This is a genomic window from Micromonospora sp. DT46 (assembly GCF_049841735.1).
In the GTDB taxonomy this organism is placed as follows: domain Bacteria; phylum Actinomycetota; class Actinomycetes; order Mycobacteriales; family Micromonosporaceae; genus Micromonospora; species Micromonospora reichwaldensis.
Map to the genome: position 1 here is coordinate 108,872 of NZ_JBNCKW010000001.1, position 12,353 is coordinate 121,224.

10 protein-coding genes and 1 pseudogene are annotated in these 12,353 nt (G+C 71.6%); 3 read left to right on the forward strand and 8 right to left on the reverse strand.

Going from position 1 to position 12,353, the window contains the following annotated elements:
- Positions 1-67 precede the first annotated feature (67 nt).
- Positions 68-1,210, forward strand: a complete 1,143-nt coding sequence (locus ACLQ20_RS00465) for a GH12 family glycosyl hydrolase domain-containing protein (RefSeq protein ID WP_425853853.1) — start codon at positions 68-70, stop codon at positions 1,208-1,210.
- 33 nt (positions 1,211-1,243) lie between these two features.
- Here ACLQ20_RS00465 and ACLQ20_RS00470 read toward each other — a convergent pair whose 3' ends face one another.
- The 5 genes and pseudogenes from ACLQ20_RS00470 to ACLQ20_RS00490 form a co-directional block, all read right to left on the reverse strand.
- The gene (locus ACLQ20_RS00470; RefSeq protein WP_327030637.1) at positions 1,244-1,564 is read right to left on the reverse strand and encodes a hypothetical protein; all 321 of its coding nucleotides are present in this window, start codon (positions 1,562-1,564) and stop codon (positions 1,244-1,246) included.
- A 978-nt stretch (positions 1,565-2,542) separates the two neighbouring features.
- Positions 2,543-4,464, reverse strand: a pseudogene (locus ACLQ20_RS00475) (polymorphic toxin-type HINT domain-containing protein); the annotation flags it as partial.
- 369 nt (positions 4,465-4,833) lie between these two features.
- The gene (locus ACLQ20_RS00480; RefSeq protein WP_151453612.1) at positions 4,834-5,799 is read right to left on the reverse strand and encodes an N-acetylmuramoyl-L-alanine amidase; all 966 of its coding nucleotides are present in this window, start codon (positions 5,797-5,799) and stop codon (positions 4,834-4,836) included.
- A complete protein-coding gene (locus tag ACLQ20_RS00485) occupies positions 5,799-5,963 on the reverse strand; it encodes a hypothetical protein (protein ID WP_165947736.1) in 165 nt (54 codons plus the stop codon). The genes ACLQ20_RS00480 and ACLQ20_RS00485 overlap by 1 nt, the downstream gene beginning before the upstream one ends.
- Positions 5,964-6,139: 176 nt before the next feature.
- Positions 6,140-6,928 (reverse strand): aldo/keto reductase, encoded by a 789-nt coding sequence (locus tag ACLQ20_RS00490; RefSeq protein WP_151453611.1) that lies wholly within the window; start codon positions 6,926-6,928, stop codon positions 6,140-6,142.
- 93 nt (positions 6,929-7,021) lie between these two features.
- Between ACLQ20_RS00490 and ACLQ20_RS00495 the strand changes: the two genes are divergently transcribed.
- Positions 7,022-8,083 carry a DNA polymerase ligase N-terminal domain-containing protein gene (locus ACLQ20_RS00495; protein ID WP_425853854.1) on the forward strand — a complete coding sequence of 354 codons (1,062 nt, stop codon included), beginning with the start codon at positions 7,022-7,024 and terminating at the stop codon, positions 8,081-8,083.
- 16 nt (positions 8,084-8,099) lie between these two features.
- A complete protein-coding gene (locus ACLQ20_RS00500) occupies positions 8,100-9,293 on the forward strand; it encodes a threonine synthase (RefSeq protein WP_425853855.1) in 1,194 nt (397 codons plus the stop codon).
- A 49-nt stretch (positions 9,294-9,342) separates the two neighbouring features.
- On the opposite strand, the gene ACLQ20_RS00505 is transcribed toward ACLQ20_RS00500, so the two are convergent.
- From ACLQ20_RS00505 to ACLQ20_RS00515, 3 genes are all read right to left on the reverse strand, one after another.
- Positions 9,343-11,139, reverse strand: coding sequence for a glycoside hydrolase family 15 protein (locus tag ACLQ20_RS00505; RefSeq protein WP_425853856.1), 1,797 nt, complete (start codon positions 11,137-11,139; stop codon positions 9,343-9,345).
- A 45-nt stretch (positions 11,140-11,184) separates the two neighbouring features.
- Complete coding sequence (locus ACLQ20_RS00510; RefSeq protein WP_121399025.1) at positions 11,185-11,577, reverse strand: cupin domain-containing protein; 393 nt, start codon at positions 11,575-11,577, stop codon at positions 11,185-11,187.
- Positions 11,578-11,820: 243 nt separating this feature from the next.
- Positions 11,821-12,306, reverse strand: a complete 486-nt coding sequence (locus ACLQ20_RS00515) for a septum formation initiator (protein ID WP_327030632.1) — start codon at positions 12,304-12,306, stop codon at positions 11,821-11,823.
- Positions 12,307-12,353: the final 47 nt, after the last annotated feature.

Genomic DNA, 12,353 nt, shown 5'->3' on the forward strand with positions numbered 1-12,353 from the left:
GTGGGAGCGCTCCCGCGCCCGCCGACCGACTCCGTCCGGCGTTCCGCGCCGAAGCCGAAGGAGCATCATGAAACGTCCACTCCGGGCCCTCGCGGCAGCCGCGCTGCTCGCCGCCGGCTCGATCGTCGCCGTGGCCCTCGGCGGCACCGCCAGCGCCGACACGCAGATCTGCGAGCAGTACGGCTCCACCACCGTCCAGGGCCGCTACGTGGTGCAGAACAACCGCTGGGGCACCACCGCCCAGCAGTGCATCAACGTCACCAGCAGCGGCTTCGAGATCACCACCCAGAACGGCAGCAACCCGACCAACGGCGCGCCGACCGCGTACCCGTCGATCTTCCTCGGCTGCCACTACACCAACTGCTCCCCGGGCACCAACCTGCCGATCCAGGTCAGCCAGATCAGCAGCGCCACCAGCAACATCGCCTACCGGTACGTCAGCAACGCGATCTACAACGCCTCGTACGACATCTGGCTGGACCCGTCGCCGAAGCGCGACGGGGTGAACCAGATGGAGATCATGATCTGGCTCAACCGGCAGGGGCCGATCCAGCCCATCGGCTCCCCGGTCGGCACCGCCACCATCGACGGGCGGAGCTGGGAGGTCTGGCGCGGCAGCAACGGCTCCAACAACGTCATCTCCTACCTGGCGCCGTCGGCGATCAGCAGCGCGAACCTCAACCTGCTGGCGTTCATCAACGACACCCGCAACCGGGGCGCGATCACCAACTCCTGGTACCTGACCAGCATCCAGGCCGGCTTCGAGCCGTGGCAGGGCGGCGCCGGCCTCGCGGTGACCTCGTTCTCGGCGGCGGTCAACGGTGGCGGCAACCCGCCGCCCACGACCGCGCCGCCCACCACGCCCCCGCCGAGCACTCCCCCGCCGGGCGGCGCCGGGTGCGCGGTGAAGTACACGCCGAACTCGTGGAGCAACGGCTTCACCGCCGACGTGCAGATCACCAACACCGGGTCGAGCCCGATCAACGGCTGGACGCTGGCCTACAACCTGCCCGCCGGGCAGCAGATCACCAGCTCGTGGAACGCCACGGTGAGCCAGAGCGGTTCGGCGGTGACCGCGCGGAACATCAGCTGGAACGGTTCGCTCGCCCCGGGCGGCACGGCCAGCTTCGGCTACCAGGGCACGCTGAGCGGCGCGTACTCCTCGCCGACCAGCTTCACCCTCAACGGCGTGGCCTGCTCCCGGTCCTGACAGCGTGATCGAGAGGGCGTGACCGGCCGCCGGTCACGCCCCCTCGCCCGTTCCCCGGTCCACCGCACGTTTCAGCACGGCGGTCGCCTCCCGGAAGGCCGCGATCAGCCTCGATCTCTCCCGGCCGACCATCGCCACCCGTCCGCCCGCCGCCCGGTGCGCCTTCTGGAAGTCGATCCACGCCTCGTACGTGGTCCGGACGGCCTCGCCGGTCTCCCGCCCCACCTCGAACCGCCGACGTAGCGGCAGGGGCGGATCAAGGCGGCCCATCCACAACTCGAGCCGGGCCTCCGCCGCGAGGAACTCCGCCGCGACCTCCACGATGTCGTTACCGGCGATGTTGCTGCCGATCACCTGGACACCGAGGTTCAGCGCAGGTGAGACAGTCGGAGCATGCAGATCGTCGGGAGCCTCCCACTTCGGAGGCTGATCCTTGAGCCACTCCCAACCCTCTGACGGCACGCCCACCCCTCCCGCCCACGAGCAGCACCCGTGGGGTGATCTCTAGCGTCTATCCGTCCGGGCCAACCCGGCGGGCTTTCGAAAAGAAAGAGGGAGACGTGGACTCGGCCACGTCTCCCTCTTTCACTTGCCGCTTATCTAATTATTCAAGGCACTCAGACAGGTGCTATTCGGTCAGCTCTTTGGCGGGAACACCACTCGGGCGCCCCGCACGACGGACCGGAATCAGATTCCTCCCGAGAAGTCCGTACCCGAAGATGCATCCTGTGCTGTGCGCTCGTTACCGCCACCACCCTTGCCGCGAATGGTGCCCTTTTTGCCACGACGCTCGCTCGACATCTGTCGTATGGCACGTCGAGCAGCCTCCCTACGAGCTTCAGGATCGTCCTCGACGCGGACTCTGCGCCTTCGTCTGAGAAGTAGTAGACCTCCCGCCAACGCCCCTCCGCACAGGAGCACAGCGAGCATCAGCCAGATCGACCTACCCACGACATCCTCGTTCGATCGACGACCGGGTCATGGTACTCGATGTCGACGCCACCTAGCGACCCCTGTTTTTCCACTTGGCCCAGACGCCGAGCACGAGAATAATAGCTCCGCCCACTGGAGCCGTTTGACCCTTGACGTTTTTGATCGCATTCATCTCGGCGTTGATACCGCGGGCGATCGAGGTACGGGTGGTTTCTTGCGTGCGCAACTCATCCGCGAAGGTGATGCGCCGGTTTGCCTCCTCGGGAGCGCCCTCGTCAAGCCCCGGCGCCCCATCAGTTCCGGGCGCCCCGTCCGGACAGGTGCACTGCTGCGGTCACGCAGGTCACCACTCGGCAGGCCAGTGGGGCCTCCGTGCACCGCACAAGACGAGTTGTGCACAAGGAGCGACTTCTCACCAGCGAGCACATAGTACGTGTGGATGTCGTCGACAGTCAGGTTGTGGACCTGTGCCGGCTCCGTCCACTGCCGGGTCGCGCTGATCTGCACGTGGGTACCGGCCGAGGTGCGCAGCCACTGACCAGCCTTCAGATCGGCGGCCTCAACCCACTCACGGAGTTCGGGCACCCAGAACGGGTGGTTACCAGTGGCGACGACAGTTCCGGTGGCGTCGCCCTCGTCGCCGTCGGGGTCGATGGTGACCTCGACCAGGTGCTTGGTGCCCTGGCCGATGATGGTCGCCACCACCGGTTTGGTCGTCGTCTTGCCGGTCACCGGATCGGTCACCAGCACGACGTCACCGGTCTTGACGTCCTCGATCGGCTTGCGCGACCCGTCGGCCATCACCACCAACGTGCCCGGCACGAAGCTGTTCTTGCACTTGATGAATGCCTTCGCCTTGTCGACCAGATCGACGAGCAGGCCCTTGACGCGGCTGGCCAGCGCGGCGGCCTTCTCCCACTTCCATGGCGCGCCGTACCTGGCGGCCAGCTTGCCGAGCGCACCACCGAAGGCCGACGACACCACGTTGACCGCCGTGGCTATGCAGCCGTCCATGTCGCCCTTGAGGAAGCAGTCCAGGGCATCGGTGATGCCCAGCTCCTCCATCGCGATCTTCCCCAGGGCCTTGGCGATGTTGAGCATCCTCGCCTTGGCCTCGGCGATGCGGCGCTGCCGCTCCTTCTCCGCCGCCGCCCGTGCCGCCGCGGCCCGCTCCTCGGCCGACGCCCGCGGGTTGTTGTGCACGTTCTTCGTCGGCTCGTCCGGGTCGTACGCGCCCGAGCAACCACCGCAGCCGTCGTTGTGGCCCTTGACCTTGTGGTAGTTGCCGTACATGTCCTCGTAGTCGGCGCCCGGGCCGCAGACGTCGTCGGAGCACGCCTTCAGCCCGTCGGGGTCCGAGTACGAGATCGGGTTGTTGTTGGCGTACGCGTACCCGTTCATCTGCTGCGGGTCGTTGACTCGATGATCGGGTCGACCGAGATGAACCGGCCGGCGATCGTGTCGTACTCGCGAGCGCCGATGTTCACCAGGCCCGTCGTCGAGTCGATGTTCCCGTTGACGAAGCCCTTCTCCGTCGGCCATTGACCCGGCGCCGGTGCCGTTCCCCGGCTCTCCCCGAACGGGGTGGTCCGCCGGTGCGTGATCGCGCCGGCCCCGTCGACGGTCGCCTGGCCGGTGCCGTGGTGGTCGCTCGCCACGTACCGGATGCCGTCGGTCTTGCGGACCAGCGTCCCGCCACCCGGCAGGCCGTAGTAGCGGGTCGCGTCGGTGACCCGGGTCTGATGGTTCAGCCGGATCTCCATGCCCGGCAGGTAGAGGGTGGTGGCGTTCGGCTCCTTGCGCAGTATCCGGGAGCCGTCGACGTCGTACGTGAAACTGGTCTTCTTGCCGGCGGCGTCGGTTACCGATTCGAGGTTGCCCTCCGCGTCCCAGACCAGGGTCTGGTCCTCGCCGGTCCTCGTCCGCTTCGTGGTGTTGCCGGCCGCGTCGTACTGGTAGGAGTACAGCCGGTCACCCGCCGGGGTCGACTCCGTCATCTGGCTCAGCGTGTGCGGCTGCGCCTGGCCGGCGGCGGGGTAGGGGTAGGCGTGGTAGTACGGCGCGAGGCCGCCCACGCCGGTCACCGAGGGGCCGCCGGCGCAGGGGTCGGTCGCGGTGCTCGCCGACGTCCACGCCCGGTCCACGCGGCGCAGGTAGTCGTAGGTGAAGCACTGCGTGTCCTGCGTACCGGACGGGTTGTTCACGATCCGCTGGATGTTGCCGGACGCGTCGTAGGTGTAGCGGGCGTCGATGTCGACGATCGGGGCAGACTCGCGGTCCAGCCGCTGACGGGTGAGCCGCTTGGAGCCCTGCTCGTACTCGCCGGGAGGCGATTCTCGGCGCAATCCCCGGCTGTCGCTCGGGACACTTCTCCCCGCCCCGTCCACTCACACCGGAACAGCTGCCGGAATCCCCCACGACAGGGTGCGCCACGGTCCCCGGAATGGCACCGCGACCATGGCACGGTCGCACTCCCGCGGGCCGCGGAGAACGACGAACCGACAGGTCGGAGCCGAAGTGAGGCGGACGGCACCGGCCACCGTGGAAGCTACGGTGATCGCCGTCGGCCACGCCCACGCGACCCGGGCCGGAGGGCGACCGCCCCTCGGCACCTCGCCCCCTCATCAAGACGTGCGTACGGCGGCTCCCCGTCCCCCGGGAGCCGCCGTACGCGAGGGGTGGTCGGCCCGTCAGACCCGGGTGAGCCGGACGGCGTCGGCGATGACGAGGCCGGCGGCGGAGCTCCACCGGCTGACCGCGACCCGGTTGGCGTCCCCGGCCGGCAGCGTGAACGTGCCGAGGGAGCGCCACTGCCCGCCGGTCGCCGCCTGGTTGACGATGACCGTCCGGTTGCCGGTGGTGGTGGCCACGATGTACGGCGTCGCCGTGTTGTAGCCGGAGACCGCCGGCCACCAGGCGTCGACCCGGTAGTTCGCGGTCGCCGGGACGTTGAACTTGTACCAGGCGGCGTCGCTGGCGGCGACGGGCTGGGCGAAGCGGTAGTCGGTCCCGTAGCGCTGGGCCGAGTACGCCGAGGTGCCCCAGCTGGCGCTGGCGGTGAAGCGTCCGGCGGTGGAGTTGTCCACCACGGAACTCCAGGTGTTGCCGCCGCCCGCCATCTTCGCGGCGACGTCGGCGCGCATCGTGTTCAGGTCGATGAAGGACGGGTCGATCTTGCCGCTGGTGCTCGTCTCGCGGTGGCCCCGGGCGTAGCTGGCGTCCTTGCCCAGCCGCTTGAGCACGGCGGCCGTGGCGGCGATCGACGCGTTGTACTGCGCCGCCGTCATCTCCTGGTTCACGCCGTTGTAGTCGATCTCCCACCCGATCATCAGGGTGTTGCCGTCGCCGGCGGGGATCGGCCCGCTGCCCCGGCTGACGCCCGCGTGGTTGCAGCGCCCGGCGGAGATGACGTGGAAGACACCGTGGTAGTCGACGAGGGCCTGGCAGAGCGGGCCGGGCAGGTCGGAGCGGCCGTTGATGCAGACGTTGAGCGCCGGGTGCGGGTTGCTGGCGCTGGAGGTGGCGGCGGTGTGGTGCCAGAGCACGCCGATCGGGTCGAACGAGCCCGCGCGCATGCGGTTGAGCCAGTCGCCCTCGACGACGACCTGGACGCCCGCTCCCCGCAGGACGTCCACCAGCCAGGGAATGGTGGCCATCAGGACTCCCCGAGCAGGTCGGCGAGGCACTCGGCCTTCGGCGCGGCGAGCGGCGCGGCGCTCGCCGTGGCGGGCTTGGCGGCTACGGCCACCGCGGTGGCCACCAGGGCCGACATGCCCAGCACCCCGCGTCGGGGGAGGCGGGCGGGTCGTGACGCGTTCATGGCGCTCCTTCAGACAAGGGCGGAGGGGTTCCGACTCATCGATGAACTGGTGACGCGCACGGTATATCGTCACGAGCATCTATGTCGATACCCTTCATCGCCCCTATTCAGGCTGAAGGAAATTGGCAACGGCGGACCCCGGACCGGGCCCCGCTCCGAATGCCGGAAGGGGTTCGTCAGGGGTTGCCGAGGGCGTCGATGTCGCGCATCTCCTCGGCGGTCAGCGAGAAGTGGAAGATGTCGGCGTTGACGCGGATCCGCTCCGGGGTCACCGACTTGGGGATGACCACGATCTCGTGGTCGACGTGCCAGCGGAGCACCACCTGGGCCGGGGAGACGTCGTGCGCGGCGGCGATGCGGGTCAGCACCGGGTGGGCGAGGTCGCTGGTCTTGAACGGGCTGTAACCCTCCAGCACCACTCCCCGGTCCCGGTGCTCCTTGTGCCGTTGCCGGTCGTACAACGAGGGGCTCCACCGGATCTGGTTGACGGCCGGGTTCTCCTCGGTCGCCTGGATCAGCTCGTCGAGCTGGCCGGTGCCGTAGTTGCTCACCCCCACCGCGCGCGCGAGCCCCTCGTCCCGGGCAGCGAGCAGCTCGCGCCAGACGGGGATGTTGTCCGCCGGGTTCTCCGGCGGCCAGTGGATCAGCCACAGGTCGACGTGGTCGGTGCCGAGCGCGGTCAGGCTGGCCTCGAGCGTCTCCCGCTCCCGTCCGACCCGGTCCGGCGGCAGCTTGGTGGTGACGAAGACGTCCTCGCGGCGCAGCCCGCTCTCCTGGACCGCCCGGCCGACCTCCTCCTCGTTGCCGTACATCGTGGCGGTGTCGACGTGGCGGTAGCCGGCGTCGAGCGCGGCGAGCACCGCGTCGTACCCGGCCTGGCCGGTGGCCTGCCAGGTGCCGAAGCCGAGCAGGGGCATCCGCCCCTCGCCCGGGAGCGCAACAGTGGGCTGGTCCTCGTGGTCCATGCCGCGGTCTACCCGTGATGACCCACGACATGCCCGGGCAACCGGACACCCGGGCGGCCGGCGGGTCGGCGCGGATTGCCGGAGAATGCGGATGTGGCTGACCCGCTGGAGGAGTACCGGCGCAGACGGGACGCGGCGCGCACCCCGGAGCCGGTGCCGAAGCGGCCCCCGGGGAGGAAGCGGCCCGCCGACGGCACGGCCCGGTTCGTGATCCAGCAGCACCACGCCCGGAGCCTGCACTGGGACCTGCGCCTGGAGCACGAGGGGGTGCTGGCCTCCTGGGCGGTGCCGCGCGGGCTGCCCCGCGACACCGGCCGCAACCACCTCGCCGTGCACACCGAGGACCACCCGATGGAATACCTCGACTTCCACGGCGAGATCCCGGCCGGCGAATACGGCGGCGGCCGGATGACCGTCCACGACCAGGGCACCTACCACTGCGAGAAGTGGCGCGACGACGAGGTGATCGTCGTGCTGGACGGCGAGCGCACCTCCGGGCGGTACGTCCTCTTCGCCACCGGCGGCAGGGGCGGGCGGGACTGGATGGTCCGGCGCACCGACCCGCCGCCCGAGGGCTGGACGAGCATGCCGGAGCTGGTCCGTCCGATGCACCCCACCCGGGCGGCGAAGCTGCCGGCGGACGAGCCGGAGTGGGGCTACGAGCTGCGCTGGGACGGGGTACGCGCCGTCGCGTACGTCTCGGGTGGGCGGCTGCGGCTGCTCGCGGAGGACGACGAGGACGTCTCCGGGACGTACCCCTGGCTGCGGGAGCTGGCCGAGGAGCTGGCGCCCACGGAGGCCGTGCTGGACGGCGTCCTGGTGCGGATCGACCGGGCCGGCCGGGTGCGGCCGGCGCGCGGCGGACGCCGGACCCCCGACGCCCAGTACCTGATCTTCGATCTGCTCTGGATGGAGGGCGTGACCAGCCTCGACCTGCCGTACGCGCAGCGCCGGGAGCTGCTCGACGGCCTGGCGCTCGCCGGCCCGCACTGGCAGACTCCGCCGTGGTTCCCCGGTGCCGGCCGGGAGGCGCTGCGGACCGGGCGGGAGCAGGGGCTGCCCGGGGTGGTGGCGAAGCGCCTGGACTCGGTCTACGAGCCGGGCGGGCGCAGCCGGCGCTGGCTGAGCATCGACGCGAGCCGAGGCACGAGCTGAGACGGCGAGGAGCATCGTGTACCTGACGCACCTGGAGTGCCCGCGCTGCGGGCGGGAGCACGACGCCGCCAAGCTGACCAACCTCTGCGACTGCGGGTCCCCGCTGCTGGCCCGCTACGACCTGGCGGCGGTGGCGAAGGTGCTCACCCCGGAACGGTTCCCGCTGCGCCCGGCCGACCTGTGGCGCTACCGCGAGCTGCTGCCGGTGGCCGACCCCCGGCACGAGACCACGCTGGGCGAGGGCTGGACGCCGCTGCTGCGCACCCCGACCTACGGCGCGGAGATCGGCATCGCGGACCTGCTGGTCAAGGACGAGGGGTTGACCCCCACCGGCTCGTTCAAGGCGCGCGGCGCGGCGGTGGGCGTCAGCCGGGCGCGCGAGCTGGGCGTGACGCGCATCGCCATGCCCACCAACGGCAACGCGGGCGCGGCCTGGGCCACCTACGCCGCGCGGGCCGGGCTGGGCGCGACCATCGTCATGCCGCTGGACGCGCCGGCCATCTGCCGGCGCGAGTGCGTGGCCGCCGGGGCCGACCTACGCCTGGTCGACGGGCTGATCGGCGACGCCGGGCGGCACGTCGCGGGGCTGGTCGCCGACTCCGGCGGCGCGATCTTCGACGCCGGCACGCTGCGGGAGCCGTACCGGCTCGAAGGCAAGAAGACGATGGGGTACGAGATCGTCGAGCAGCTCGGCTGGCAGGTGCCGGACGTGATCATCTATCCCACCGGCGGCGGGGTCGGCCTGATCGGCATCCACAAGGCGCTGCACGAGCTGCGCGAGCTGGGCTGGATCGAGGACAAGCTGCCCCGCCTGGTCGCGGTGCAGTCGACGGGCTGCGCGCCGATCGTGCGCGCCTTCGCCGCCGGTGAGCAGCGGGCGCGCCCCTGGGCCGACGCGCACACCGTGGCGTTCGGCATCACCGTGCCCGCCCCGCTCGGCGACGAGCTGATCCTCGACGCGCTGCGCGCCAGCGCCGGCACCGCGATCGCCGTGGACGACACCGAGATCCTGGCCGACCTGCGGGACTTCGCCGCCCGCGAAGGGCTGCTGCTCTGCCCGGAGGGGGCCGCCTGCCTGACCGCCGCCCGGCACCTGCGCGCCGGCGGCTGGATCCGGGCCGGCGAACGCGTGGTGGTGCTCAACACCGGAGCCGGCGTGAAGTACCCGGAGACGGTGGACGTCACCGACGTGCCGGTGCTGCCGGCGTGACGTGTCAGGAAGGGACCCCTTCCGGTGAGGGCCCTTCCTGAGCCCGCGGTCAGTCCGTGGTGGGGTCGGTCAGCCGCCAGGCGGCGCTGACCAGGCCGATGTGCGACAGCGCCTGCGGCGTGTTGCCGAGCTGCGCGCCGGTACGCGGGTCGATCTGCTCGCTGAACAGGCCGATGTCGTTGGCGTGCCCGAGCAGCCGCTCGAAGAGCGCCTCGGCCCGGCCCTGCTCACCGGCCAGGACCAGGCACTCCACCAGCCAGAACGAGCAGGGCAGGAAGCCCGCCGGGTCGGTGTCCCAGCGGCGGAGGAGTCCGGCCCCGGCGCCCAGCCCGCGCTCGACCGCCTCGATGGTCGCGCGCATCCGCGGGTCGGTCGCCGGCAGGAACCCCACCAGCGGCAGCAGCAGCACCGAGGCGTCCAGCTCCGGCGAGCCGAACGCACCGCCGTACGCGCCGGTCCGCTCGTGCCAGCCGTCGCGCAGCACGGCGGTCCGGATCTCGTCGCGGATCCTCGCCCACCGCCGGGCGTCGGCCCGGTCGCCGAGCCGGGGCGCGAGCCGCACCGCCCGGTCCAGCGCCACCCAGCAGAGCACCTTCGACGTGAGGTAGTGCCGGTCGGTGTCCCGGGTCTCCCAGATGCCCCGGTCGGGCAGATGCCAGGTGGCGGCGACCTGCTCGGCCAGGCCGAGCACCATCTCGCGCAGTTCCGTGTCGAGTGACTCCCCCAGGTGGTCGCGCAGCCGCCAGACCGCCGAGAGCACCTCGCCCGGCACGTCGAGCTGGCGCTGCCGCCAGGCGTCGTTGCCGACCCGCACCGGCAGGCTGCCGCCGTAGCCGCGCAGGTGGGCGCACTCGTGCTCGGAGACGTCCCGCTCCCCCTCCAGGCCGAAGAGCACGGGCACGGGGTCGGGGCCGACCCGGCCGATCGAGCGGGCCGCCCAGGCGAAGAGCCGGGACGCCTCGGACGGGCAGGCGGCCACCCAGAGGGCGCGCAGCGTCATGGCGAAGTCGCGCAGCCACGAGTAGCGGTAGTCGTAGTTGCGGCCGCCGCCGATCCGCTCCGGCAGCGACGTGGTCAGGGCCGCGGCCACCGCGCCGCTGCGGGCGTACGTGAGGCCGGTGAGCACGGTCGCGCTGTGCCGGACCTGCTCCCGGTAGCGGCCGTCGTAGTGGTGCGACTCGCGGTAGGCCTGCCAGGCCTGCACCGTCTCGGCGAGCGCGGCCACCGGCTCCAGCCGGACCGGCACCGTCCCGTACGCCTGCCCGTACGCCACGTCGAAGCCGACCACCTGCCCGGCGGAGACCTCGAACTCCTGCCGGACCCGGTCCCGGTCGACGTGCGGCGGCACCCCGCCGGTGTGCAGGGCCAGCACCACCGGACCGGCCGCGGCCAGCACCCCGCCGTCGGGCTGCCCGTGCAGGTACGGGGTGAGCAGGCCGTACTCCGGGCGGGGGCGGAAGTCGAGCGACATCCGCACCCGCCCGGCCAGTCCCTCCACGACCCGTAGCAGCACCGCCGGGGAGTTCATCCCCAGTTGGTGGCCACGGGCGCCGAACTCGGCGGCGAGCGCGTCGGTGACCGCGACGCTCCCCTCCGGCGTGTGGTGCACGGTGCGCAGCACCAGCGTGTCGGCCACGTACGCCCGCTCCACCCGGTGCCCGGGAAGCCCGGCGGCGGTAGGCGCCAGCCGGAAGTGCCCGGCCTCCGTGTCGAGCAGGCGGCCGAAGACCGACGGGGAGTCGAACCGGTCCGGACACCACCAGTCGATCGAGCCGTCCCGACCGACCAGGGCACCCGAACGGCAGTCGGAGAGGAACCCGTAGTCGGAGATCGCCAGTTGGTCCACCCGCTGCGGGTACCCCGTTCCGGCCGCCTCAGGCGGCACCGACGGTCAGGAGGTGGGCGGCTCGTCCTCGCCGGCGGCCTCGGCGGCGTCGGCCTCCTCCTTGGTCCGGTGCACCGCCTGGTCGGCGTGCTCGGGCGGGCCGTAGACCGTGTAGAGCACCAGCGGGTTGGGGCCGGTGTTGACGAAGTTGTGCTTCGTGCCGGCCGGCACCACCACCAGGTCGCCCTGCACGACCTCGCGCTTCTCACCCGCCACCTGCGCCTCGCCCGTACCGCTGACGAAGGTCAGGATCTGGTCGATGTCCTCGTGGACCTCCTCGCCGATCTCACCACCCGGCGGAATCGTCATGATCACCAGCTGGGTGTGCTCACCGGTCCACAGCACCCGCCGGAAGTCCGGGCTCTTCTCGGCGACGGTCGCGATAGTGAAATGCTCCATGCCGACGCACATACCCGCTGCGGCCCGACGCCACGCCGGGACTCGCAGATGGTGGAATTCGCCACTCCTCGGGGGTTTCGATCCCTGATGGACGGGGATCGAGGGAGTAGCCGGCGCACGGTGGCCGGTCGAGCCAGGTCCCCGCCGGCGTACCGCCGTACGGCTGCGGTGGTGGGAGACGGCCAGAGCGCGGCGACGTTCCGATCCCCGGGATCCGAACGGCGCCGCGCGCTCGTGTCCGGCTCAGTCGTCGTCCTCGACCGACACCGGCTCCAGGCCCACGCAGCGCAGCTTCAGCTCGAACTCCCCGGACGGGCCGGCGAAGGCGACCTCCACGTCGTCGTCCGGCCCCGGTTCCGCGTCCGAGACCCGGTAGCCCGGCGCGGGCGTCCAGGAGACCAGCCGTACCCCGCCCGGCCCGCACTCGACCACCGCGCTGCCACCCGTCGTGGCGAAGGCCCGACGTGCTCCCGCCGGGGTCGAGCCCGTCGCTCCCGGCGACGGCGGCCCGCCGGTCCCGCCCGCCGTCGGGGACGACGGGCCGCCGGCCCCGGGGACGGTGGGCCCGGGCGAGGCCAGGGCCCGCTCGATCTCCTCCTGGCTGAGCACCCCGCCCGGGGTGCCGGCGATGCTCTCCCCCACCCACCGGATCGCGGCCACCCCGATCAGAGTGGCGAGGGCGGCGGTGGCCAGCCACCCGGCGACGGCGAGGAACGAACGGCGGCGCATGCCCCGAGTCTGACCGATCCGAGGTTGGGACGGGCACCGGACGAGGC

Bases quoted from the DNA above. Each gene is read 5' to 3' on its own strand.
- ACLQ20_RS00465 (WP_425853853.1), top strand. From the start codon at position 68: ATGAAACGTCCACTCCGGGCCCTCGCGGCAGCCGCGCTGCTCGCCGCC.
- ACLQ20_RS00480 (WP_151453612.1), bottom strand. From the start codon at position 5,799: ATGGCCACCATTCCCTGGCTGGTGGACGTCCTGCGGGGAGCGGGCGTC.
- ACLQ20_RS00485 (WP_165947736.1), bottom strand. From the start codon at position 5,963: ATGAACGCGTCACGACCCGCCCGCCTCCCCCGACGCGGGGTGCTGGGC.
- ACLQ20_RS00490 (WP_151453611.1), bottom strand. From the start codon at position 6,928: ATGGACCACGAGGACCAGCCCACTGTTGCGCTCCCGGGCGAGGGGCGG.
- ACLQ20_RS00510 (WP_121399025.1), bottom strand. From the start codon at position 11,577: ATGGAGCATTTCACTATCGCGACCGTCGCCGAGAAGAGCCCGGACTTC.
- ACLQ20_RS00515 (WP_327030632.1), bottom strand. From the start codon at position 12,306: ATGCGCCGCCGTTCGTTCCTCGCCGTCGCCGGGTGGCTGGCCACCGCC.